The organism is Actinomadura sp. 9N407 (assembly GCF_044326315.1).
Classification (GTDB): domain Bacteria; phylum Actinomycetota; class Actinomycetes; order Streptosporangiales; family Streptosporangiaceae; genus Spirillospora.
The window spans coordinates 1-24,422 of sequence record NZ_JBIRAW010000061.1; the positions used below are offsets into that span (position 1 = coordinate 1).

Sequence of the window (24,422 nt, forward strand, 5' to 3'; positions counted from 1 at the left end):
CCCCCGGAGCGAGCGCAAGCGAGCGCAGGGGGCGCGCTCGGCCCGCCTTGGGGTCTGGGGGTGGCGCCCCAGGCAAACACAGCTCAAGCGCCGAAGAGGTGGACCAGCCAGTAGACAAGGGCCGCCACGCCTGCCGCCATCGGCATCGTGAGGACCCAGGCGGTCATGATGTTGCCGGCGACGCCCCAGCGGACGGCCGAGAGCCGCTTGGTGGCGCCCACGCCCATGATGCAGGACGTGATCGTGTGCGTGGTGGAGATTGGAGCGTGCCAGATGTAGGCGGCCGCGTAGAGGATCATCGAGGCGGTCGCTTCCGCGGCGAAGCCCTTGGGCGGATCGAGTTCGATCACCTTCCGGCCGAGCGTCCGCATGATCCGCCAGCCGCCCGCGTAGGTACCGAGCGAGAGGGCGCCGGCGCACGAGATGATCACCCACAGCGGGACGTCGCCGCCGTCGGAGTGCCCGGTGGTGACCAGCGCCAGCACGATGATGCCCATCGTCTTCTGCGCGTCCTGCAGGCCGTGGCCGAGCGCCATCGACGCCGCCGACAGCGTCTGCGCGATCCGGAACCGGCGGCTCACCCGGCCCGGGTGCGCCCGGCGGAAGATCCACAGGATGGCCACCATCACCAGGTACGCCAGCAGGAAGCCGACGACCGGGGAGATCACCATCGGAATGGCGACCTTGTCGATGACCTTGTCCCAGCTGACATGGGACGCCGAGGCCAGGCCGGCGCCCACCACGCCGCCGATGAGGGCGTGCGAGGACGACGACGGCAGGCCGAAGTACCAGGTGATGAGGTTCCAGGTGATCGCGCCGAGCACTCCGGCGGCGACCACGGTGAGGCCGTGCAGGCCGGTCGGCGGGGTGATGACCTCACTGACCGTCTTGGCGACCTCGACGCCCAGCAGGGCGCCGATCAGGTTCATCACGGCGGCCATCAGCAGTGCCGCGCGGGGTGTCAGGGCCCGGGTGGACACCGAGGTCGCGATCGCGTTGGCCGCGTCGTGGAACCCGTTGGTGTAGTCGAAGACCAGCGCCACGACGACGACCAGGATGAGCACGGCCATCTGCGCGTCCGAGCGGAGCCCGAGCGAGCCGGCCAGCATGACCAGCAGGATTCCGAGCAGCAGCACCGGCCAGAACTTCACCGGGCCGCGGCTGGCCTGCTGGGCCAGTGTCGGGTCCGCGCCGGGCGGCGGCCCGGCGGTCGCCGTGGCGACCGCGGTCGCCGGGCCGCCCTCCTTGCCGGTCTCCCGTTCCTCGGGCGGCAGGTCGTCCGTCGAGCTCATGATTCCTTGACCGCGATGGTCTCGATCGTGTTGGCCACGTGCTCGAAGGCGTCGGCGGCCTCTTCCAGACGGTCGATGACCTCCTTGAGCTTCATCACCGTCAGCGCGTCGTACTCACCGCTGAACAGGTGCGCCAGCAGCTTGCGGTAGATCTGGTCGCCCTGGTTCTCGAGCCGGTTGATCTCGATCCAGTACTCGTTGAGCTCCTTCATCGAGCGCAGCCGCGGCATCGCCTCGGCGGTCAGCTCGGCGGCCCGTTCGAGGACCTCGACCATGGCCACGACGCCCTTGGGGAACTCCTCGATCTTGTAGAGAACGACGAGGTCGGCGGCCTCTTCCATCTCGTCCATCACATCGTCGATCGTCGAGGCCAGCCGGTAGATGTCCTCGCGGTCGAACGGGGTGATGAACGTTTCGTTCAACCGGCGCATGATGGCGTGAGTGCACTCGTCGCCCGCATGCTCGCAGGCGCGCATCTTCTCCGCTATCGCTTCCCGGTCGGCGCCGTCGCTGATGAGTTCCACGAGCAGCCTGGCGCCGGTGACCAGGTTGTTCGCCGAGTCGGCGAACATGTCGTAGAAGCTGTCCTCACGCGGCGTGAGACGCAAGCGCACGTCGTACTCCTGAAGTGCCGGAACGGTCCGGAGAGGATCGTAGGTGTAACCAGCCGTAAAAAGAACCTTTGCCCCATCTTCGGCTGGTGTCCGCCATCCTCTCACCTACAAGATTGCCCTAGGCGAATGGATGCACACGTCCCGGGGCACGGCGCCTGCGAGCCTGGACGATCACGCTGCGCGCGGCGCCGGGCACGGGGGGAACCACAAGGGGAAGAGGAGGGACCGGACGGGCGCGCGAGGGCCACGATCGGTAGTGAGATAGCTAACAATTCCGGTGAAACCGGAGCGAACATAGGGGAGCCGGGGCGCCGTCTGGGCGTCCCCGGCCCGTTCAGAAATGATCGGACCGCGCGGATCGGCACCACGCAGTCCGGTACTGCGCGGAACTACTGGTCCTGCGGCGTCAGCTCGCGACGACCGGGTTCGCCGGAACGCACGCCGAGCACCATGTCGATCTCCGCGAGGGTCAGCGGCCGCTCGGCCGCCGCCACCGCGCTGAGCATCTCGGCATAGAGCTCGATCTCGTCCAGCGCAACTCGGTCGTGGACGCGCAGGTCGAAGATCTGCTGGCGCACCGCGTCCACCTCCGTTCGTTCCCCACACCCACCATCGAGGCTACGCGCCGGGCAACGGCGGGCACATGACCCAAGAGGGCCATTCGAGGGCCACTCTCATCGCCGGTCTTCCCGGCCACGGCCGGGAGATGCGGACTATCTGCGGGTGGTCACCCCCGCTGGCGGAAATCCCCCATCATCTGCTCCAGCTCGGACTCCGGCAGGTCACGGGCCGTGAGCCGGGCGACGGTGGCCGCGTTGACGTCGGCACCGGCCAGCCGGGCCGCCTGCCGCGCCGCGGTCTGCTCGAACAGCGCCCGTACCGTACGGGCGAAGGCGAACCGCGGATCGTCCCGAAGCCGGGCGAACCGGGCCAGCAGCTCGACCCGCAGCTCCTCGTCCAGGATGTAGAGGTCACGCTCGGCGTAGGCCTGGAAGAGCCCGACGAGATCGCGGTCGCCCATGCCCTCGAAGTCCATCGTCCGGCCGAACTCGGCACCGAACTGCGGGGCGCCCGCCAGGAAGCCCTCCATCTCGGCGGCCGGGCTGGAGCAGACCACCATCAGCCGGCCGCCGCGCTGCCGCATGCACCGCAGCAGCTCGTTCACGACGGCGGGGGCGCGGTCCATCCGGTACGCCTCCTGGATCAGCAGCACGCCGCCGAGTGCCTGCTCGACCATGCTCGCGACCCGCGTCTCGGTGTCGGTCTGGTCGCGCCCGGACAGATGGACCGGGCGGCAGGCCACCACATGCCCGGAGTCCAGCAGCCCGAGCGCGGCGTAGATGCCGCCGAGCAGCCCGGCCACGGTGGTCTTGCCGGTGCCCGACGGCCCGGTGAAGACCAGATGCAGCGGCTCCCCGCCGCCGACGCCGTGCCGGGCACGGTCGACGGCCAGCTCCGCCTCCTCGGCCAGCTCCCGTACGGCCTGCTTGACGTCCTCCAGGCCGGTGAGCTTGTCCAGGCTGCGCAGGTAACCGTCGATGTCGCCGGGCGGGCGCAGCGCCGGCTCCAGGCCCTCCGCGACGCCGGACAGGTCGTCGGGCACGAGCACCAGGCGGTCGCGGGACGCGCCGCCGGCCCGCTCCAGATGCCGCTGGCAGGCCTGGTCGAGGTAGGCCTCGACCAGCCGGGCGTTGACCAGGTCGCCCGGACCGCGCAGCCGCTCCAGGTCCGCGCGGGCGGTCTCCAGCGCGGAGGTCCCGATCGTGACCCGCCGCTCGTCGGCGAGCAGGTGCAGCAGCGTCATCCGGCGGTCCAGATCGCTGAAGTCGGGCAGGTGGTAGACCTGGAACGGCTCGATCAGGCGCGGATGGTCGCGCAGGAGGCGCTTGTACGCGCGCGGCTCGCAGGTGGCGATCAGCGCCGCGGTCGCGGCGGGGCTGCGGCGGGCCCGGCGGACCGCGGTCGCCGCGGCCGCCGGATCGCCCGCGCTCGTGATCGCGACGTCCAGCCGCTCGAACAGCAGCGCCGGGCCGGGACGTGTCAGCAGGCCCGGCAGCCGCTCAGCGGCCGCGTCGCGTACGTCGTCGGCGTCGTGCGCGCGGATCGCGCCGTCGCCGAGCCCGGCGTCGGCCAGGGTCAGCGCGATCAGCCGGGCCAGCCGCCGCTGCCCGCTGTGCGGCCGGCCGACGATCAGTACGTTCGGCGGGCCGGACGCCGGACCGCCGCCGCGGCCGCCGTCGACCCGCGTCATACCGCCGTCGATGCGAGTGCCCGGGCCACCGCCTGGGGCGCCCATACCTGGGGCACCGTCCAGCACCGTGCTGGGGCCCGCACCGCCGTCCAACACCGTGCTGGGGCCGGCGCCACCATCCAGCACCGTGCTGGGGCCGGCACCGCCGTCAACGCGCGTGTCGTCCACGTTCCCGGTGTCCGGGCCCTCCCACCGCTCGGCCTGCGAACGGATCGCGTCGAGCAACTGGGCCGCGTCGCGCGTACCGGAGACGAAACCGATGCCGAACCGTTCGAGCGAGCGCCGCTCCGACCGGTCCGACGGTGGCGGGATCTTCTCCACGGGCGTCTCGGGCGACGGGGTGTCGTCCAGGAAGTCGAAGTTGCCCACCATGGTCTCGGACATGATCCGGGTGCCCGGACCACCGCCGCCCGCCTTCTTGCCGGGAGGCGGCGGGGGCTGCTGCCCGGCTCCGGCCTCCTCGAGGTCACCCTGGCCCAGCACGCGCGTACGAGGACGCTCCTGGGGCGGCGCGGGCGGTACGGGCGGGCCCATGCCATGGGGAGCCCCGGACGAACCGTCCTCCATGCGCGTCGAGTGCATGTCCACTGGTGGCTGCTGTAGCGGGGGCTGCTGTACGGCAGGCGGCACCGGAGGCTGCTGCATCGGCACCGGCGGGCCTTGAGGTGCCCCGGCCGGCTGGTAACCGAGCAGCGTGTACGGGGGTGCGACGTCCCCCTCGGGCTTCTCCTCCTCTGGAGGGGACAGGCCGGGCCCCGGCTGCGGCGCCCCGAAAGGCGGCTGCTCTGGGGTGGGAGGGGTCGGAGGAGTGGGAGGGCTCGGCGTACCGGGCATCCCGAACGCCGCGCCCTGCGGTACCGGAGGGCCAGCGGACGGAACGGGTGCGGGAGGACCGACACCGGGGCTAGGGCTGGCCGCAGGCGGGGACGCGTAGCCAGAGGCAGGGGCAGGCGTGTGGCCGGGGGCAGGCGCGTGACCTGGGGCCGCGCCGCCGGGGCGTTGGAAGCCCAGTTCGGTGTAGGGCGGGGCGGCGTTCTCGTCCTGTTCCTCGTCGGACGGGGCGTAGCCGCTCATCGGCGGGCCGGATGCGGCGAACGCGGCGGGCTGCTGGCCCGGCTGGGCGGGCGGCTGCACGAAGGGCCGATCGGTCTGGATCGGCTGCGGCGCGGACGCGTGGGCGTCCGGCGGGAAGCCGGGCTGGGACTGCGCACCGTACGGCGGCGGCGCGGCCTGCTGGTGCGGGCGTGCCTGCGCGGGCGGCGTCATGGTCGGTGCGCCCGCAGTGGCGCGGACGCGGTTGCGCCCGATGAGCCCCGCGACGACCGCGTTCGGGATGGGGAATCCCCGGGGACGTGCGGGCATTCCTCCGGCGAGCTTGCACCAGGCCAGGTCCAGCTCGTACATCGTCGCCAGGAGCGTCTCGGCTCTCTCCCCCGATACCGAACGCAGCTGCCTCGACAGGCGCATGTCGTCGGGCCACAGGTGGCGTAGGGGATGGCCGTTCTGGTGCAGGACCGCTTGCACGGTGTAGCGGACCTCAGGGTCGAGCCACGGTACGACGTTGGCCGCCACGTCCTTGCGTACGACGGCCAGGTCGGCCGCAAGCAGCGCGGCCGCTACAAGGCGGGGCTCGATGTAGGAGGGATCGTTCGGATCCCCGATGTGCCGCGCGACCTCTTCCGAGAGGGAGTAGAAGGCATGCCGGAAGTTGTCGCCGGGCGAACTCTCGTTCCGTAGCGCCGGTACGAGGTGGGGCGGGCAGCGGGTGAGCCACTGCTGCACGATGGCCTGGTCCCCGTAGGGAAGGGCCCCGTAGTCGACGGTCGGGTTGCTGAGGGTCGAGCTGAGCATGGCCAGCAACGCGTCCGCGCGGATCTGGAAGCGGGCGTCCTCGCGCAGTGCGCTCGCCACGGCCCACATGGTCCGCAGTACGACCACCGCAGCGTCGACGCGGCTGGCCCGCAGCCGTTCGGCGTACAGGGCGACCAGGCTCTCCAGAGGGGGCGGGGTGAGCCAGCGCGGCCCGTCCACATCGGGTAGCGGCTTGGCGCGGTACTGCTTCCAGTGGTCGAGCATCTGCGCGTCCAGGCGCGAGTCGAACACCGGCGCGGCCCCGCACCAGAGCGTCACGTCCCATGCGGCGACCACCGTCGAGGGCGTCTGCGGGGTGAACTGCCCGGACCAGTGCGGGTACTCGTGGACGGACAGCGCCGCCGCCGAGTCGACGGTCGCGCGTACGCGCATGCTCAGGTCGCTGTCGAAGTCCCGTCCGACGAACGGCCGTGCAGGGGACGGGTCATAGGAGAAGTCCGGGCCGGCCGGTACGACATGGGGCGGCAGCGCCGGAACTTGCCCGCCCGCCTGTCCCGCGGGCCGGGCGGCCATGCGGACGACGGGCGAATGCGGCGGCGGGCACAGGTACCACTGGCCGTCGGAGGGGTGCAGCCGGTACCAGCGGGCCCACGCCCCGAACAGCCACCAGGTGCCGTCGGGCAGCACGAGCAGGCGCCCGCCGATCGCGTGCTGGCGCTGCTGAGGCGGCGCTGACGGCCACCATCCGGCGGCCACCATCGCCCGCGTGTCCCGCTCTGCCGCCGAGAACGGATCTTCCCCCCGCGATGGGCTGGGCGGCGGAGCATTGCCATAGCCCGGTCCCCACACCACGTGGTCATCGTAGTCAGAGGAAGCCCGCTCGAACTCCCCATGACCGGGGGAAAATCACGTTATCGCAGGTCAGAACGGACCAATAACCCCGTTCAGAACCGCGCAGAACCGACCTGAACCGGGGCTGAACCGGGGTTGAACCGGCCTCCGGCGCCCTGGACGACGCGGATCCGCTCAGGCCCAGGTGGCGGTGCGGTGCAGTTCGGCCTTCTTCACGTACAGCCCGGAGGTGTGCTCGATGACGAGCCGGTCGTCATCGGTCAGCTCGCGGACGACCTTGCCCGGCATGCCGGCGACCAGGACCCCGGCCGGGATCTTCTTGCCGGGCGGGACCAGCGCGCCGGCCGCGACGAGCGTCCCGGCGCCGATGCGCGCCCCGTTCAGGACGATCGCGCCGATGCCGATCAGCGAGCCGGTCTCCACATGGGCGCCGTGCACCATGGCCTTGTGGCCGAGGCTGACCCCGTCCTCCAGGATCGCGGGCATGCCCGGGTCGGCGTGCAGGCAGCTGAGGTCCTGGATGTTGCACTCGTCGCCGACGACGATCTCCTCGTCCTCGCCGCGCAGCACCGAGCCGTACCAGACGCTGGACGCGCGGCCCAGCGTGACCCTGCCGACGACCACCGCGCCGGGCGCGACCCACGCCTCGGGGTGGATCCGCGGTGCGTTCTCGCCCAATGACCCGATGAAGCTCATACCGCCGATGCTAGGACGCGCGTTCCGCGAGCGTACGGCGGCCCCGGCGGAGGGGGCGTGCGGCGCGCGACGATAGGTTGCCCAGCGCAGGGGGCTGGACGCGCAATGTCACGACATTCGGTAACTTTGCAGGACAGCACGGACGAAGAAACTGCAGTGGGAAGAGGCATTCCGCTTGCGCGAATGGGGTGGACCGGACAAGAGTCGACTCTGGACGTTTCCGATGATGTAGAGCCTGCCGTGACAGGTGAGCCCGTGACACGTGGGCGCAGATCCGATCCGCGCGAGTCTGTGCCGTCTCCGACCCTGACGGGGTGATCAGCCCCCGCCAACGACCCCCCAAGGCATCATGAGCAACGAAGCCGAAATCCTGCCGAACCTCCTCCGCGAGGAAACCTTCGAGATCGTCATGCGCGGCTACAACCGCCGCCAGGTCGACGACTACATCGCCCGCAGCCACAACCAGGTCCGCGAGCTGGAGACCCGGCTGGCCCACGCCCTGGACGAGGGCGAGCGCATCCGCCGCGAGATGGCCGAGGTCCGCGAGGCGCGCAAGCCCACCGGCGACGATCTGAGCGACCGGCTCAGGCAGATCATCAACCTGGCCGAGGACGAGGCCAAGGACAAGCTGGCCGAGGCCGAGGCCAAGGGCCTGCAGATCCGCAAGGACGCCGAGGGCGAGTCCAAGCGCATCATCGACGACGCCCGCGCGCACGCCGAGAAGGACCTCACCCAGGCCGAGCGGAAGGCCGAGCAGGTCTACGCGGCGGCCAAGAAGGAGTCCGACAGCGTGCTGACGGCCGCCGCCCAGGAGGCCGAGCACACGGTGACCAGCGCCCGGCTGGAGGCCGAGCGCACGCTCACCTCGTCCGAGCGCCGGGCCAGCGTGATCAACGAGGGTGCCACCCAGCGGCTCACCCAGCTCACCAAGAACCACACCCAGGCGCTGCAGCGGCTCACCGAGATCAGCGAGACCCTGCACCGGCTGCTGACGGCGGAGAACGACGCCGGCCCGCTGGAGAAGATGGTCGAGGACGCGGTCCGGCAGCACACCGCCCCGGCCCCGCAGCGCAAGCAGGCGGCGCCCGCGCCGTCCCCGGCCCCCGCCGCCAAGCCCGCCGCCGCGGCACCCGCCCCGGCCCCGGCCGCCAAGCCCGCGCCGTCACCGTCCCCGGCCCCGTCGAGCCCGTCGCAGTCGGCATCGTCCCCGGCGCAAGGCCAGACGCAGAGCCAGACACAGGGACAGGGACAGTCGCAGGGTCAGGCCAAGCCCGCCGGCCAGGCCACCGCCGCCAAGCCGTCCACCGGCACCGGCGCCGGTGAGGCGTCAAGTTCCGCGCACGCCCCCGCTCCGGCGCAGGCACCGGGCTCGCCGTCGCCGTCCGCACAGGCGCCCGCGCAGCCGCACCCGGCGATGAAGAAGCCGGAGGCGGAGGTCACGCGGACCGACACACCCACCAGCCCGCACGTCCCGTCCCATGCCAAGGCCCCCGGCGCCGACCCGGAAGGGCCGTCCGGCGGCGTGTTCTAAGGTCTCGGCCTACGTCGCTCAGGGATGTTCGTTGGCGGAACGGTGTCCGGCTCAGGCCGGGCACCGTTCCGTTTTTCGGAGAATCCCGGCATGAGCCGGGTGGAGGCGTCTACATCGACGTGCTGTCAGGCGACGCGCGCCGCGCGGCCATGCGCGCGATCCGCGCCGCCGACCTCTGAGCTGTATTCCAAAGCCCCGACCTACGGCGCCTTGGGCGACTCTCCGGCGCTACGAGGGCCAGCGGTTGGAGCGCTGGCGCTTGACGTCCGAACGGCGGCGCTTGTTCTCCAAACGTCGCTCGTTGATGCCGCGCGGCATCTTCTTGGGGACGCGCTTCTTGGGCGGGGGCGCGATGGCCTGGGAGAGGATCGCGGCCAGGCGCTCGCGGGCGGCGTCGCGGTTGCGGGCCTGAGAGCGGTACTCCTCGGCCCGGATGGCGAGGACGCCGCCGCTGAGCCGTCCCGCCAGCCGTTCCAGGGCCCGTTCCCGGTACGGGTCGGGCAGCGAGGGCGAGCCCGCCACATCGAACGAGAGTTCCGCTGCGGTCGCGCTGGTGTTCACGTGCTGGCCGCCCGGCCCCGAGGACCGCGAGAAACGCCAACTGAGCTCGGACTCCGGGATCGAGACCGAGCCGCGGATATGGATGTCGCCGGGCATAGCTCCCATTATCCCCGCCAACCGGCGATCATGTCGCATCCTTTTCGCCGCCCCACCCCCGGTCGACTCGTGGCGTGTTCGCCCGTTCGCCCCGCTGGAGGGGCGAACACGCCACGAGTCAACTGAGTTGGACGATCGACTCGGCGGCCTTCTTCGCGTCGTCGATCGGGATCGCGAAGCCGACCCCGATGTTGCCGGAACCGCCCGAGGTGGCGATGGCGGTGTTGATCCCGATGACCTGGCCGGCCGTGTTGACCAGCGCGCCGCCCGAGTTGCCGGGGTTGATCGCGGCATCGGTCTGGATCGCGTTCTCGATCGTCGTGCCCTCCTGCTGCGCGACCTGCTCGCGCAGCGACGGCGGCAGCTGCGAGTCCGGCTGCTGCTGCCCGCCCTCCTGGATCTCGCGGCCCGTCGCGCTGACGATCCCGGACGTCACCGACCCGTCGAGGCCGAGCGGGCTGCCCATCGCCAGGACGGTGTCACCGACCGCCAGCGCGTCGGCGTCGCCCAGCGTGGCGGGCTTGAGCCCGGAGACTCCGGACGCCTGCAGGACGGCGATGTCCTTGCGGGAATCGGCCCCGAGCACGGTGGCCCGGGCGGTCTTGCCGTCGTTGAACTTCACCGTGACCTGCTCCGACCCCGACACCACATGGGCGTTGGTCATGATGAGGCCGTTCGCGTTCATGATCACACCGGAGCCCGTACCGGAGCCGCCCGCGCTCCGCGTCTGGATCGACACCACGCTCGGCTGCACGGCGGCGGCCACCTGAGCGGTCGTCGCCCCGGCGCCGACCCCGGCCACCGGGACAGGGCTCGCGGACCCACCGGCCCCCGACAGTTCCACCGCCGCGATCGCGCCGGCACCTCCGGCCCCGAGCGCCAGCGTCATCGCGGCCCCCGCCGCGGCGAGCTTGCGGCGGAACGACCATCGCGGCTCCTGCCGCACCTGTGGCGCTCCGGGTGGCACCGGCGGTCCCTGCCGCATGTACGGGTCGCCCTGCGGCGCGTACGGCTCGCCCTGCCAGGTTCCGTACGCCGACGGCGGCGGTCCCCACTGGTTCGTCTGATCGGCATTCATGAGATCCCCCTGATCTTCAGCCACTCTCAGGGTGCGCGGCGGGCCTGGCTCCTGCCTGAAATGAAGCTGAATGTCCCCTGAAGGCCCGAGAGTCCCGAAAAAGCTCAGTCGGCCATCGGCAGCAGGACCCGGAACACGGCGCCCCGCCCCTCCGCCGAGTCCACTTCCACCGAGCCGTCGTGCGCCGCCACCAGGGCCGCCACGATGGCCAGGCCGAGGCCGGTGCTGCCGTCCTCGCGCCCCCGCCCGGGACTGGCGCGGTAGAAGCGCTCGAAGACCCGTTCCGCCTGCTCGGGCGAGAGGCCCGGTCCCTCGTCGGCCACCTCGCACACCGCCGCGGGCTCCCCGTTCAGCGTCCCCGGCTTCAGCCGTACGGTGACCGAGGTCCCCTCGGGGGTGTGCGTGACGGCGTTGGTCAGCAGGTTGCCCAGGACCTGCCGCAGGCGCGGCTCGTCCCCCAGGACCTGGTACGCGACGCCGCCCTCGACCGACAGCTCGATCGAACGGTCCGCCGCGACGATCCGCGTCTCCTGGACGGTGTCGGCCGCGATGGCCAGCAGGTCCACGGGCCGCAGCTCGATCGGGCGCTGCCGGTCGAGGCGGGCGAGCAGCAGCAGGTCCTCGACGAGCAGGCCCATCCGCTGGGCGGTGTCCTCGATCCGGCCGACCAGCCGGTCCAGTTCCTCGGGTGTACGGGCCGCGCCCTGCCGGTAGAACTCGGCGAATCCCCGGATCGCGGTCAGCGGCGTCCGCAGTTCGTGGCTGGCGTCGGCGACGAAGCGCCGCATCCGCTCCTCCGAGCGCAGCGCGCTCTCCTCCGACCGGCGCGCCGCCGCCTCCGACCGCGCCCGCGCCCCGAAGGCCGTCTCGATCTGCGCGAGCATGCTGTTGAGGGACCGCCCGAGCCGTCCCACCTCGGTACGGGGATCGGCCTCGGGGACGCGCCGGGACAGGTCGCCGGTCGCGATCGCCCCGGCGGTCTCCTCGATCGCCGCCAGCGGCCGCAGGCTGGCCCGGACGACCCAGACGCCGACCGCCGCCAGCACGATCAGCACCATCAGCCCGACGATCACGTCGATCACCACGAGCCGGTTCACCGTCCGGCTGACCTCGTCCAGGCTGAGCCCGAGCACCAGGACCCCGCCGCCCGGCAGCGGCTCGGCGAAGACCCGCCACGGTGCCTCGGATCCGCCCTGGCCCTGCACGGTGAACGGCTCGCCCACCCGCTTCTCCAGGTCGGCCGGCAGCCGCGGGCTGCCCACCTCGCCGAACGCGGGGATGCTGTGCCGCCGGCGGCCCTGCTCGTCCTGGATCAGCACGTACATCTCGCTGGGCAGCCGGATCTGGCCGCCGCCCTGGCTGACCTTCGGCACGACCTGCGCGACCACCCGGTCGACGGTCGCGCGCAACTGGTCGTCCGAGCGGCCCACGAGGTACTGGCTGAGCACCGACACCCCGGCACCGCCCATCACGGTCATGCCGACCGCGACCAGCACCAGCAGGCCCGCGATCAGCTTGACCCGCAGCGGGGTGCGGCCGGGCAGGGCGCGCAGTGCCTGGAGGGCCATCAGCCCGGTTCCGGCGGCAATCGCAGTACGTACCCGACGCCGCGCAGCGTGTGGATCAGCCGCGGCTCGGCGTTGTCGACCTTGCGCCGCAGCGCCGACACGTACGACTCCACGATCCCGACGTCGCCGCCGAAGTCGTAGTTCCACACGTGGTCGAGGATCTGCGGCTTGGACAGCACCCGCCCCGCGTTCGCCATCAGGTAGCGCAGCAGCTTGAACTCGGTCGGCGACAGCTGGATCGGCTTGCCGCCGCGCCACACCTCGTGGCTGTCCTCGTCCAGCTCGATGTCGGCGAACACCATCCGCGGCGTCACCTCCTGCGCCCCGCCCCGGAACCGCCGCAGCACCGCCCGGATCCGCGCGATCACCTCCTCCAGGCTGAACGGCTTGGTGACGTAGTCGTCGCCGCCGATCGTCAGCCCCTTGATCCGGTCCTGGACGGCGTCCCGCGCGGTCAGGAACAGCACCGGCGTGTGATCGCCGCCGGAACGCAGCCGCCGCGCCACGTCGAACCCGTCGATGTCGGGCAGCATCACGTCCAGCACGATCAGGTCCGGCCGGCGCCGCCGCGCGACCTGGATCGCGTCCGCCCCGTTCGTCGCCGTGACCACCTCGAACCCGGTGAACCGCAGGCTGCCGGCGAGCAGCTCCAGGATGTTGGGCTCGTCCTCGACGACGAGCAGCAGCGCCTCCGGTCCCTTCCCGGTCCGTTCACCCAAAGGTCAGTCCTCCTCCGATTGTTCCGAAGGCTGCCACCCGTTCCTGAAAGCGGCCTGAACACTCCCTGAGTCTTCCCTGCCGGCCCCAAAGGGAACGGCCCGCCCTCTGCAGAGGACGGGCCGTTCGCGCCGAACGAGCTTCCCCACTCGCCGACCCGATCAGATTACATCGGCGATCCCCGGAACGCCCGAAGGTCGACATGGCCGATTTCCCGGGCGCTCGATGACCTGGACCTTCGGCCGCGACACGCCCCCGAGCCCCTCCCCGGTGGTGCCGTACCTAATACGGATTACGGCCGGGGAGTGCACTGCGCGTAGCAGTCGGAACCCGATGCCGCCAGTGCCGAGCCGGTCGACACCAACGGCACCGACGACCGTCGCCATGCGTCGTCGAACGCTTCCTCGTCCAGGACCGTGCCCAGCGCCCGGCGGGCCTCGTCCTCACGGCCCCGTTCGATCCAGTACCAGGCCAGCGTGGAGGTCAGCCGGCGCGCGAGCGCGGTGTCGCCGCGCCGCGTCGCGCCTTCCAGCGCGCCGCGCAGGTTGGGGGTCTCGGCGTCCAGCCGGCCGAGCCAGCGGATGCGGGCGTGGGCCTGCCGGTACGCCTCGGCGCACTCTGCCACCCGGGTGTAGTAGATGTCGTGCAGCTCCTGGACGCGGGTGTCCTCGCCCGCCTCGCGGAGCCGTTCGAGGCAGTAGGCCGCGACCGACTCCAGCAGCCGGTACCGGCCGCCCACCATGGTGACCAGCGAGCGGTCCACCAGCCGCGCGATCACGTCGGCGATCTCGGAACGGGCCACATCGTCGCCGGCGCAGGTCTCCTCGGCGGCCTCCAGCGTGCAGCCTCCCGCGTGCACGGCCAGCCGGCGCAGTACGGCGCGTTCGGGCGCGGCGAGGGGCTCCCAGCTCCAGTCCATCATCGCGCGCAGCGTCCGCTGCCGGGCCGGTGAGCCCCGGCGGCCCGACTTCAGCAGCGCGAACCGGTCGTCCAGGCGGTCGGCGAGCGGCCGGACGCCCAGCGCGCGGACGCGGGCGGCGGCGAGTTCGAGCGCGAGCGGGATGCCGTCCAGGCGGCGGCAGATCGCGGCGACCGCGTCCGCGTCACCGGAGTCGCCCGGATCGAGGGTGAAGCCGGGCGCGACGGCGGCGGCACGTGCCGTGAACAGCCGTACCGAGTCGTCCAGGCCGAGCGGCGGTACGACCTGGAGCAGCTCGCCCGCGATACCGAGCGGCTCCTGGCTGGTGGCGAGGATCCGCGCGCCGGACCTGAGCAGCCGGTCGGCCAGCTTGGCGACCGGCTCGATCACGTGCTCGCAGTTGTCGAGCACCAGCAGCGCCCCATCGCCGGGCCGGGCGTCGGCCACCGCGTCCTCGATCGCCTCCGGAGTCGGCGGGAGTGAGGCCAGCTCGACGAGGAAGACCCCGTCGGGGAACGACTCCGCCGAACGGGCCGCGGCCTCCAGCGCGAGTCGCGTCTTCCCCACCCCGCCGGGCCCGGTCAGGGTCACGAGCCTGGAGCGCTGGAGAAGGTCCTGGACGTCGCCCACCGCCGCCGAACGGCCGACCAGCTCGGTGAGGGCGACGGGAAGGTTCGTCCGGGGAGCGGCGACCGGCGGCGCCTGGAGGGAGGGATCCTGCTCCAGGATCGCCTGGTGGAGATCGGTCAGCTCCGAGCTGGGATCCAGGCCCAGCTCGTCGCGCAGGCGTTCGCGCAGGCGCCGGTAGCCCTCCAGCGCCTCGTGCTGCCGTCCGGAACGGTAGAGCGCGCGCATCAGGTTGGCCTGCAACCGTTCGCGCAGCGGATTCCGCTCGGCCTGATCGCTCAACTCCGCCACGAGCGCGTGGTGCTCGCCCAGTGCGAGCCGCGCCTCGGCCAAGTCGTCCAGCGCGGTCAGGCGTTCCTCCTCCAGGCGGGTGACGGTGCCCCTGGCGAAGTCGCGCTCGGCGAAGTCGGCGAACGCCGGACCTCGCCACAGTGCGAGCGCGTCGGTCAGCAGCGCCGCCCGCGCGGCGGGATCACCGGCCCGCCGCGCCTGGACGATCAGCTCCCCAAACCTGCGCGCGTCGATATCGCCCGCCGCGAGCCGGTAACCCGGCGGGCTCGATTCCACCAGCGCACGGCCGCCGGCCTCGGCCTCCTCCAGCGCGCGGCGCAACTGCGAGACCTTGGCGCGCAGCGAGCCGGTGGGATTGCCCGGGTGGTCCTGGCCCCACAGGTCCTCGATCAGGCGGCCGGACGACACCGCCCGGCCGTCGTGAACGAGCAGGTCGGCGAGCAGGGCACGCACTTTCAGCTCAGGGATCGGGACCGGACGGCCGCCGTCCGTCCTGACCTCCAGCGGGCCGAGCACCCCAAAGCGCATGGCACCACCGTAACCGGACCCTAAGCACATCCGAACCTGGCCATAACGCCTTCACCACAGGGTGTGAGCAACACAGTCCTTAAGGAAGGCGTTCTCATGTCAGTGACCGTCGCACCCGCGACAGCGGCGCGGGCCGGGACCCGGGAGTGGACGGGGCTCGCCGTCCTGGCCCTGCCCATGCTGCTCCTGGCCCTCGACAACAGCGTGCTGTTCCTCGCCCTCCCGCACCTGGCCGCCGACCTGCGGCCGGGCCCGACCCAGATGCTGTGGATCATGGACGTCTACGGCTTCATGATGGCCGGCTTCCTGATCACGATGGGGACCCTCGGCGACCGGATCGGCCGCCGCCGGCTGCTGCTGGTCGGGGCCGCCGCGTTCGGCATCGCCTCGGTCCTCGCCGCGTACGCCTCGTCCGCCGGGCTGCTGATCGCCGCCCGGGTGCTGCTGGGCGTCGCCGGCGCCACCCTCGGGCCGTCGGCGCTCGCCCTGATCGCCACCATGTTCCAGGACGCCCGGCAGCGCGCGATGGCCATCGGCATCTTCACCGCCTGCTTCATGGGCGGCGCCGCCCTCGGGCCCGTGATCGGCGGGATGATGCTCCAGACCTTCTGGTGGGGCTCGGTCTTCCTGCTCGGCGTGCCGGTGATGGTGCTGCTGCTGGTGACCGCGCCGCTGCTGCTGCCCGAGAGCCGGAGCGGTACGTCCGGCCGCCTGGACCTGGCCAGCGTGGTGCTCTCCCTCGGGACGATCCTGCCCTTCGTCTTCGGGCTCAAGGAAGTGGCCAAGGACCCGGCCCGCCTCCTGCCCTACCTCGCGATCGCGGCCGGCCTGGCGGTCGGGGTCGTCTTCGTCCGCCGCCAGCGCGTGCTGGCCGACCCGTTCCTTGACCTGCGGCTCTTCCGGAACCGCTCGTTCACCGCCGCCCTCGGGATCCTGCTTTTCGCCATGGTCATCCAGAGCGGCGTCTACCTGTTCGTCAGCCAGTACCTACAGCTGGTGAAGGGCCTGTCGCCGCTGGAGTCGGGGCTCTGGCTGGCGATCCCGGCGCTCGGGCTGGTGGGGACCTCGCTGCTGGCCCCGATCGCGGCCCGCCGGATCCGCCCGGGCGCCGTCATCGCGGCGGGCCTCGTCCTGGCCGCGGTCGGCTTCCTGCTGATGGCCTCGGCCGACGGGTTGGGCCTGCTGATGACCGGCCTCACCATCGGCTTCCTCGGAACCGCCCCCATCGGCGCGCTCGGCTTCGGCCTCATCGTCGGCTCGGCACCGCAGGAACGCGCCGGATCGGCGGCGGGCATGGCGGAGACGTTCGGCGAGTTCGGGATCGCGCTGGGCGTCGCCGTCCTGGGCAGCCTCGGTACGGCCGTCTACCGAGGGGCGCTGACCGTACCGGAGGGCACACCGCCCGGCGCGGCGGACTCCATCGGCAGCGCCGTCGCCACCGCCGGATCGCTTCCGGCGGACCTCGCGGCCAGGGTCCTGGACGAGGCGCGCGAGGCGTTCATGAGCAGCCTCACCGTCGCCTCCCTGACCGTGACGGTGATGGCCCTCGGCCTGGCCGTACTCGCCGCCACGCTGCTCCGCCACCTGCGCCCCATCGGCACCGACGAAGACTGACCAGTGAGCCTCTGAGGGGTCGCTTCCTTAGGCCCCTCGGAGGCTCACTGGCGGGTCAGTGCGGGGCGGGGAGCCGGGCCAGCGCGCGGGTGGCCAGCGCGCGCAGGCGCAGGTCGGCGGCGATGACGTCCGGCTCCGCCGCCTCCGCCACCACCTTCCGCCCGTGGGCGATCTCCTTCAGCCGGGCCACCGCGTCCGGTACGGGCCTGGCCGGGGGCCGTTCGGCCAGTGCGCGGACGGCGAGGACCCCCACCGGCGAGCCGGACAGCGCGTCCACGACCTGCGGCAGCAGCCCCTCGTCCCCGGTGATCCGGTAACGGACGCATGCGGCCGGCGGCTCGTCCGGCAGCAGCGGAAGCGCGGGCCGCGCCGCCTCGCCCAGATCGAAAAGCCTCCGCGCGGCCTCATCGGAGGCGATGCCGGATCTGAGGATGTTGAGCGCCTCGGCGGCCTCTCCGGAGATCGCCCAGTACGCCCAAGCGGCTTCGGCCCGTACGAGTCGTGCCAGATCCGGCGCCATGTGCGCGCGCAGGGCGGGGAGGGCCGGCGCCGCACCGGGGCCGATCGCCCCCAGAACGGCGGCGGCCTGCGTGACGGCCTCGTCCCGTTCCAGAAGGGCGACGAGCTCGGGCAGGAACGCCTCGGCCTCGGGCCCCCAAGCGCGCAGCCCGCTCAGTACGTCTTCGGTCAGCCGGGATCGCAGCAGCGGGACGAGAGCCGCAGAGTGCTCAGCAAGGCCCGCGACAGCACGTTCGATGTCGTACGGGAGGTCGCGGGACAGGGCGGGCAGGCACCGGATGTCCCCGGCCCGCGCCAGGGCGTCCAGCGCACCGCCCGCCAGTTGCGGATCCGGGTCGTCCAGCATCGGGACGAGCGCGTCGGCCACCGGCGCGAGGGCGGGCCCCATCGTGGCCAGTTCCCGCACGGCGGCGGCGCGGATACCGGGGAGGCGATCGGTGAGCAGGGCGGCCATCGGTGGCAGCAGCCGCGCGGGTACGTGGCGCCAACCCCGCATCAGCTCGCCCGCCTCACGGACGAAATCCTCGCCGTCGTCCGAGATCCGCATCATGACGCCCGCCATGTAGACATGCGCGGCCAGGCTCTCGTTCCAGCCCGTTGTCAGCAGTTCAGCACGGCCCTCGGACGCCCACGGCAGGCGGTCCAGTGCGGACTCCTCCGCCTTCACCTGCTCGTTCAGGATGTTGAAGTGGAAGCCGGACACCTCCTCGACATCGCAGTCGAGCAGCGCGACCACCGCCGCCGCGCGTACCTCGCCACTCGACGAACCCTCAAGCACGCCGTTCAGCCAACCGATGGGCGGCACATCGGCGGCCCTGCACATACGCCCCACGGCCAGGACCAGACTCGCCGCGACCCCCGGCTCGGGCTCGTTCTCGAACCTCTCCTGGAGCAGCGGGATCAGATCGGCACCCGAGCAGGCCAGCAGGTAAGGCACCGCTCCCCGAACGGCGGCATCCTCATCACCCAGGAGCGCGAGCAGCCGCTCGGTCTCGGCCCGTACGGCATCCGGCGCCCCCCGTACGAAGGCCGGGACCAGCTCCACGAGCCGCCCCCGCCGCGAGTCGGACGGGTCGGCCAAGATCTCGATCAGTTCGGTGACCGCGTCGCGATCACCGCCCGCAGCCCGTTCGAGCAGCTCGGCGAGCTCCACCGGCTCGGACATCGCGTGCACCCCTTCCTCCACAGCAGGCGGCGCGATGGACTGCTCCGATCCCGGCTTCGCGCCCAGCGTCTCCAGCACGGCGACCAGCGCCTGCCGGCTCCGGGCGTGGATCTCGACACCCCAGTCCACGTACCCGCCACGGTTGTGCCAGATGATCGTGTCCGGTGCCCCATGGGCCATCGCGTCCGCCTCGAACTCCCACCACGGGAGCAGGCCCATCTCCGGATAGGCCGCGGCGAGCCGTTCACCGAACGGAACCTCGCCCGGGAAATCATCCTCGTCCAGCTGGACCGTCCAGCCGAAATGGGCCGTCAGCCGGTGCGCGGCGAGCTGCAGGAAGAACTCCGAGATCGAACGGCTCTGCACGCGCCAGCCGTCCTCGGTGCTGACCATGACGCGCGGATCGTCCTGGCCGGCCTCGGCTGCGAGATAGCCCCACTCGTTGCAGTACTGGTTCTCGGCCATGAAGACGCACACGCGCTGATCGTCCTCAGGCCCGACGAACGGATCGCCTTCCTGCAACCCCTCCGCGACCCCGTACCCGGAAGGATCCGGCCGCACGGTCGGCGGCCACTCCGGATTCGTCCAGTACAGGCGCGCGCTATGGGTGAACGAGTTGAACGGCAGATCCCACCATTCGTCGAGCGCCTCCGGAATCGGCAGCGACGGATCGACCCCCGCGAACCGATCGTCCTCACCCGTGAGCCCGCGCACGTACGCCTTGTGCTCGTCCTCCGACCACCGAGGCCAGGGAGCCGCGCCCTCGGGTACGTGATAGCCCCATTCCTCCTGGAACTCGCGCAGCAGGTCCCAGCGGGAGGTCGCCCGCAGCCGTTCCGAAAAGCGCCCGTAATCGATCACCCAAGGCACCCTAGGTCAGGTGCGCCAGGCGAAACCCTTGGCCGACCCGCTGGCGACGCGCCCCGTACCGGCGCCCAGGTGCCTGACCTGGAACCGCACCCGCAACCCGGACGAGACCGTGTCGGCGGGCAGGGCGTAGTGCACGAACATCGCGCCACTACCGGCCTGGTAATCGGCGATCGGCCCCCCGGTCTCGTCGCCACCGTCATCGGCCCGCTCGACCACCCGCGCCTGCAACGGAGTGCCCGGCTCCAGGCCCTCGACACGGACGTTCGCGGTCAGCGAGTACCGCGCCGGTCCCTCGATGATGGACGGCCCGCCCGCGTTGCGGTGATGGTGCCCGGCGTCCGAGAACTCCTCGTCCCACCGAACGGTGACCCACTCGCCCGCCGGAAGATCCTGCGCGTCCCGCATCCCGACGCTGACATATTCGGGCATGTCGTCCTCCTCGCTCGGCGCCTTGCCGAAGGTTCCGTCCTTGACGAGCTTGTACAGCCGGTCACCCGGGCAACTGGTGGAGATGAAGTCGCGGTGCCCCTTCACGGCCCCGGCGACGCCCTTGCCCATCAGCCACGCCCGCAACTCCCGTACGCCCTGGATCTGCGCGCTGGTCGGAGTCTCACCGGGACCGGACATGAGCGTGCACGAGTACCAGGTCGAGTTCCCACCCGGCTGCGCCGCCTGCTGCCGGTTGAGCCCCCGCCCCTCCATCACGTACGAATGCGGACAAACTCCAAAGGAATATCCAATATCGGCCCATCCGCGGGTCCCCACATGGAACCGCCGCGTGGCCTTCCAGTACGAGACGCACGCGCTGTGCGCCTTGCCGGCCAGACCCTGATTCGCGCCGTCGTAATGGATCACCAGCCCGTTGCGCGGATCGGCGTACGCGCCGCCCGACGCGCCCCAGCCGAACGATGCGCGGTCCTGGAACTGCACCTGGCCTCCCGGATGGTCGGTGACGTGGTGACGAACTGCGCGCCAGATCGTCCACCTTGCGGTCGATACGATCCACCACATCCGCGATCGACACACCGTGATTGCACACACTCGTCCCGCAACGACCCCCCGCCACCATCGGCCCCACCCGTACCGGAACGCTCAAGCGCCGGCCTCAAGGGCGTCCGCGCGCCTCGTCAGGTCCGCCGCGATGTCGTCCCAGTCCGGGCCGTGCATCCACAGGCTCTCGGCAGCCTCACGCAGCACCGCCGGGTCGTCCGGCCGCTGCAAGAGCACCAGCCGGTAGGCCAGATTCCGGACCCAGACCGGCAGGTACCCGTCGACCACATTCGGAGAAAGCGCACGCAGCATGGCGAGGATCGAATCCGCGCCGGCGAACGTCAACTCCTCGACGAAGTGGTGCTCCCGGTGTTCAATCCCGCACTCCGGCGTGGGCCCGTACTCGTCCCCATAGAGGCACCGCGCGTGCTCCGTCAGAGTGCTGTGCATGCCCGGACCCTACGACCCTCAGAAGAGCCGGAACGGCGGCATTCGGTGATCTCGGTCTGGTCAGAGTCGGCCATCCGCTGAGACCATTCGGGGCGTGCATGGACCAGATGATCCCGTGACCACGAGAGCAGGGGAGATCGCCCCTGTGGCGTGGCACGCCGGGCTGGACGAGTCCACGGTCGACCAGAGGTGCGCATGCGGCTGATTCTGATGTTGCTCGCCGTCCTCGCCGGCATGGCGCTCGTCGTGGTCGGCGTCCCGTCCGTGCTGGTCGGCATTGCCGAGCAGCGCCACATCGACAGGGCCTACGTGGTCGGATTCGTTCCAGGATCCGGGTGCGGCGACGCTCACGCGTTGCACCTCAGCGTCAGGGATGGGGAGCCGCTGGACTGCGTGTCGGCGGGACTGTTCGGATCCGGCAAAGTCCGGCTGCCGGGCTTCACCGACGCACAGAACGACCAGGTGGACACGCTGGCCGAACAGCTCGGCAGCAACGGACTGTCTGCCGCCGAACAGCGCGCGATCCAGAACCAGGTGGACAAGCTGACGGCGACGGTGCCGCCTTCCGAACGCCCGTACCATGATCAAGTAGTCCGGGGCACCGGCCGGGCCTGGCTGGGAGCCGGCATGGTCATCGCCGGCATCCTCGGTTGCGTCGCCGCCCTGGTGCTGGGCCCACCGAAGCAGCGCCGCGCGACCTGAATACGGGATACAACGAAGAACACGAAGCGTGCTCGATCGGCCCGACCTGTGCGCGGGCGTTCAAGCGCGGGCGCGAAGGACGGCGTCCGTGTACTGCTCGGTGGTCAGGTCCGCATCCGGGATGCCCAGTTCGTTCAGAACAGCGCGGACGGCACCGAGCGCGTCGTGCAGTTCGTCCTCCGAGGTGAGGGTCTCCAGCTCAACGTAGACCCCGTCAAGCTCGGGCACCGTCACGACGGTGGCGAGCATGTCCCGTCCGCTAGCAGTGAACCGGTAGTTCGCACAGTGCTTGGTCAGTCGGACGTACTCGACTGCCCCCAAGACACGGAGCACGGTGCCGACCACGGCCGGATCGTCGACCGTCGTCTCATGCTCAGGCTTGGAGCCGGACTCCTCGTCCACGGCCGGTTCCTTGTAGGTGAGGATCGTGCGGCGCGCGCCGTTCCGGTCGACGACTCGTACACGTAGTTCCCGGCCTTCAGCGGTGAGTGAGCCGTCCGCCCGGTCGTAATAGGTGTCCTGATAGACGCCTATCTCCTCCTCGGCACGTTCACGCAGCTGCCTGCGCAGCCCTTCGGGATCACGGACCCGCGCCTTCAACTCAGCCTCGATCACCGGCCGCCGCTCCTCCTGGGCGCCGAGACCGGCGCCACATGTCGTCGTAATACCGCCTGAATCCCGCATGCAGCATGCCGTCGGCAGCCGCCGTGAGCTTGTACACCCCCGACCGATGACCCTCCTGCGCGGCGCCGAAGGCTGAGAGGTACAGGGTCTCGTCGAAGGCGACCATTCGCCATGTCGGCAGGTCGCCGTACAGCCGGACTTCGAGACGCAGATGCGGGTGCGCGTCCAACTCGGCCAACCGCGCCAGCGACAATCGGATGCCCGCCACAAAGGACTCGACCGATTCAGCGATCTCTCCAGCCCGTACGGCGGCGGTCGGCTCATCGGGATCCAGCAGCAACACCCGGACATGTACTGAGGTCTTCCGACCGGTGAGCGGTCCACGCAGCAGGGAGTCGTTCAGAGCGACCAGGCCGAGAACCCGTACAGCCAGGATGTCGACCGATTCGGCCGTGCCGCACAGGGAGTCCTTGACACGCTCCAGGATGCCCCCATCGGCACTGAAGGGCAGGTACGGCGCGTGGCGCTCGCGGGGTCGGGGCGTCCCGAGTACATCAACCTCGGCGAAGTCGCCAGAGCTCGACGCGTGGCGGACGGCGACGTGGTGTGGTGGGACGCCGCCCGGTCCGTGGGAACGGAGGCCGGGTGGTGAGCGCGGTCGCGCCTTGGGCGGGGGCCGACCTCGACCCTGAACGCGTGGTCGCCGAGCTGCGGCGCCGGTATCCGGGGGCGTGCGCATTGTGGGGCGAGTTCACCGGGATGTGGTGGGCCCTAGCGCGGGACCGGTCCGGGCGTTACCGCCTGGTCGAAGCAGCCACCCCGGCTGAGCTCGGACGGCACCTGGAGGCGATCCTCCCGCGCTTCGGCCGGGCAGCTCTCATGACCGGCGCGGCGGTGCGGTCGACACCTCCCCCGCCTCGGACGTCCCGTTCCGCCGCGTCCTCCACCCCGCCGCGCCGCCGACGCGAGGCACGGCGGCGCGCCGTCGGACGACGCCTGCTCGCCCTGCTCTGTTGACTCGTGGCGTGTTCGCCTGTTTGCAGCTCTGGATAGGCGAACACGCCACGAGTCAACGCGCGCGGGGGGCAAGTCGCGCGCGGCGGTTCGTGAGGGCTTAGGTGGGCTGGAGGTTGTTGAGGCGGTGGCGTTGGTCGTCGCTCAGTTTGAGGTCCGCTGCGGCGACGTTCTCCTCTAGATGGGAGATCGAGGTGGTGCCGGGGATGGGCAGGACGACCGGGGAACGGTCGAGCAGCCAGGCGAGGGAGATCTGGGCCTGGGTGGCACCGAGTTCGGCCGCTACGGCGGTGATCTCGCTGGTCGCCGACAAGACGGCGGGGTGGACGGGGCGCCAGGGCAGGAACGCGATGCCCGCTTCGGTACAGGCGTCCAGTACGGCCTCGTGCTCGCGGTCGAGCATGCTGTAGCGGTTCTGGACGCTCGCGACGTCGATGATCTGCCGCGCCTCGGCCAGGTCGGTGACGGTGACCTCGGACAGGCCGAGGTGGCCGATCTTGCCTGCGAGCTGGAGTTCGCGCAGGGTTCCCAGCTGGTCGGCGAGCGGGACCTTCGGGTCGATGCGGTGCAGCTGGAGCAGGTCGAGCCGTTCGACGCGGAGGCGGCGGAGGCCGTCGTCGACCTGCTCGCGCAGGAAGTCCGGACGGCCGCAGCTCTCCGCTTCGTGGATGGACGGCGCCGGTGCGATGCCGACCTTGGTCGCGATGAGCAGGTCGTCCGGGTAGGGGTACAGCGCCTCGGCGAGGAGTTCCTCGTTGGCGCCCCAGCCGTACATGTGCGCGGTGTCGATCAGTGTGATGCCGAGCTCGACGGCGCGGCGGGCCACGGCGATGCCGGTTTCGCGGGCCGGCGCGGGCTCGGTCGGCAGGCGCATCGCGCCGAATCCGAGCCTTCGTACGGCGAGTTCTCCCCCGATGCGGAACGTGGATGTCATGGATGATCACGATACTTCCCGAGAACGGCGATCCGATCCTCGCCGACCTCGAGATCCTGCCCCCGGTTGACTCGTGGCGTGTTTGGCCCCCCCCCCCGGGAAACACG

Annotated in this window: 20 protein-coding genes; 4 read left to right on the top strand and 16 right to left on the bottom strand. The window is 71.3% G+C overall.

The annotated features are described in order from the left end of the window. Positions 1-83: 83 nt before the first annotated feature. The 5 genes from ACH34Q_RS46360 to ACH34Q_RS46380 all read right to left on the bottom strand — a co-directional run bounded on the left by ACH34Q_RS46360 (position 84) and on the right by ACH34Q_RS46380 (position 7,517). Entirely contained in the window at positions 84-1,109 is a 1,026-nt protein-coding gene (locus ACH34Q_RS46360; protein WP_395989675.1) for an anion permease, read from the bottom strand. A gap of 179 nt (positions 1,110-1,288) precedes the next feature. Beyond that, positions 1,289-1,906 carry a DUF47 domain-containing protein gene (locus tag ACH34Q_RS46365; protein WP_395989656.1) on the bottom strand — a complete coding sequence of 206 codons (618 nt, stop codon included), beginning with the start codon at positions 1,904-1,906 and terminating at the stop codon, positions 1,289-1,291. A gap of 389 nt (positions 1,907-2,295) precedes the next feature. Further along, a complete protein-coding gene (locus ACH34Q_RS46370; protein ID WP_395989657.1) occupies positions 2,296-2,484 on the bottom strand; it encodes a hypothetical protein in 189 nt (62 codons plus the stop codon). 149 nt (positions 2,485-2,633) lie between these two features. After that, a complete protein-coding gene (locus ACH34Q_RS46375; protein ID WP_395989658.1) occupies positions 2,634-6,821 on the bottom strand; it encodes a hypothetical protein in 4,188 nt (1,395 codons plus the stop codon). Positions 6,822-6,995: 174 nt separating this feature from the next. Next, complete coding sequence (locus ACH34Q_RS46380) at positions 6,996-7,517, bottom strand: gamma carbonic anhydrase family protein (RefSeq protein ID WP_395989659.1); 522 nt, start codon at positions 7,515-7,517, stop codon at positions 6,996-6,998. Between the two features lie 349 nt (positions 7,518-7,866). On the opposite strand from ACH34Q_RS46380, the gene ACH34Q_RS46385 reads away from it, so the two are divergent. Beyond that, entirely contained in the window at positions 7,867-9,048 is a 1,182-nt protein-coding gene (locus ACH34Q_RS46385) for a hypothetical protein (protein ID WP_395989660.1), read from the top strand. Positions 9,049-9,276: 228 nt separating this feature from the next. Here the strand turns inward: ACH34Q_RS46385 and arfB are convergent, their stop codons facing one another. The 5 genes from arfB to ACH34Q_RS46410 all read right to left on the bottom strand — a co-directional run bounded on the left by arfB (position 9,277) and on the right by ACH34Q_RS46410 (position 15,433). Further along, positions 9,277-9,705, bottom strand: coding sequence for an alternative ribosome rescue aminoacyl-tRNA hydrolase ArfB (gene arfB, locus ACH34Q_RS46390; protein WP_395989661.1), 429 nt, complete (start codon positions 9,703-9,705; stop codon positions 9,277-9,279). 118 nt (positions 9,706-9,823) lie between these two features. Further along, a complete protein-coding gene (locus tag ACH34Q_RS46395; RefSeq protein WP_395989662.1) occupies positions 9,824-10,783 on the bottom strand; it encodes a S1C family serine protease in 960 nt (319 codons plus the stop codon). Between the two features lie 104 nt (positions 10,784-10,887). Then, positions 10,888-12,351: a sensor histidine kinase gene (locus tag ACH34Q_RS46400; RefSeq protein ID WP_395989663.1), complete on the bottom strand. Its 1,464-nt coding sequence runs from the start codon at positions 12,349-12,351 to the stop codon at positions 10,888-10,890. Continuing rightward, the gene (locus tag ACH34Q_RS46405; protein WP_395989664.1) at positions 12,351-13,070 is read right to left on the bottom strand and encodes a response regulator transcription factor; all 720 of its coding nucleotides are present in this window, start codon (positions 13,068-13,070) and stop codon (positions 12,351-12,353) included. The genes ACH34Q_RS46400 and ACH34Q_RS46405 overlap by 1 nt, the downstream gene beginning before the upstream one ends. 290 nt (positions 13,071-13,360) lie before the next feature. Further along, entirely contained in the window at positions 13,361-15,433 is a 2,073-nt protein-coding gene (locus ACH34Q_RS46410) for a BTAD domain-containing putative transcriptional regulator (RefSeq protein WP_395989665.1), read from the bottom strand. Between the two features lie 96 nt (positions 15,434-15,529). Here ACH34Q_RS46410 and ACH34Q_RS46415 point away from each other — a divergent pair, with 96 nt between their 5' ends. Then, complete coding sequence (locus ACH34Q_RS46415; protein ID WP_395989666.1) at positions 15,530-17,047, top strand: MFS transporter; 1,518 nt, start codon at positions 15,530-15,532, stop codon at positions 17,045-17,047. 55 nt (positions 17,048-17,102) lie between these two features. Here the strand turns inward: ACH34Q_RS46415 and ACH34Q_RS46420 are convergent, their stop codons facing one another. The 3 genes from ACH34Q_RS46420 to ACH34Q_RS46430 all read right to left on the bottom strand — a co-directional run bounded on the left by ACH34Q_RS46420 (position 17,103) and on the right by ACH34Q_RS46430 (position 21,041). Continuing rightward, entirely contained in the window at positions 17,103-19,592 is a 2,490-nt protein-coding gene (locus tag ACH34Q_RS46420) for a hypothetical protein (RefSeq protein ID WP_395989667.1), read from the bottom strand. A gap of 15 nt (positions 19,593-19,607) precedes the next feature. Next, positions 19,608-20,531: a peptidoglycan recognition family protein gene (locus ACH34Q_RS46425; RefSeq protein ID WP_395989668.1), complete on the bottom strand. Its 924-nt coding sequence runs from the start codon at positions 20,529-20,531 to the stop codon at positions 19,608-19,610. Between the two features lie 162 nt (positions 20,532-20,693). Then, on the bottom strand, positions 20,694-21,041 hold the full coding sequence (locus ACH34Q_RS46430; protein WP_395989669.1) for a hypothetical protein: 348 nt from the start codon (positions 21,039-21,041) through the stop codon (positions 20,694-20,696). A 195-nt stretch (positions 21,042-21,236) separates the two neighbouring features. Here ACH34Q_RS46430 and ACH34Q_RS46435 point away from each other — a divergent pair, with 195 nt between their 5' ends. Continuing rightward, a complete protein-coding gene (locus tag ACH34Q_RS46435) occupies positions 21,237-21,743 on the top strand; it encodes a hypothetical protein (protein WP_395989670.1) in 507 nt (168 codons plus the stop codon). 60 nt (positions 21,744-21,803) lie between these two features. On the opposite strand, the gene ACH34Q_RS46440 is transcribed toward ACH34Q_RS46435, so the two are convergent. Both ACH34Q_RS46440 and ACH34Q_RS46445 read right to left on the bottom strand, forming a co-directional pair. Next, complete coding sequence (locus ACH34Q_RS46440; RefSeq protein ID WP_395989671.1) at positions 21,804-22,358, bottom strand: class IV adenylate cyclase; 555 nt, start codon at positions 22,356-22,358, stop codon at positions 21,804-21,806. After that, on the bottom strand, positions 22,345-22,710 hold the full coding sequence (locus ACH34Q_RS46445) for a hypothetical protein (RefSeq protein WP_395989672.1): 366 nt from the start codon (positions 22,708-22,710) through the stop codon (positions 22,345-22,347). Before ACH34Q_RS46445 ends, ACH34Q_RS46440 begins: the two co-directional genes overlap by 14 nt. Before the next feature lie 305 nt (positions 22,711-23,015). On the opposite strand from ACH34Q_RS46445, the gene ACH34Q_RS46450 reads away from it, so the two are divergent. Then, positions 23,016-23,384 (top strand): hypothetical protein, encoded by a 369-nt coding sequence (locus ACH34Q_RS46450; RefSeq protein WP_395989673.1) that lies wholly within the window; start codon positions 23,016-23,018, stop codon positions 23,382-23,384. Positions 23,385-23,481: 97 nt separating this feature from the next. Here the strand turns inward: ACH34Q_RS46450 and ACH34Q_RS46455 are convergent, their stop codons facing one another. Next, complete coding sequence (locus ACH34Q_RS46455) at positions 23,482-24,315, bottom strand: aldo/keto reductase (RefSeq protein ID WP_395989674.1); 834 nt, start codon at positions 24,313-24,315, stop codon at positions 23,482-23,484. Positions 24,316-24,422 lie beyond the last annotated feature (107 nt).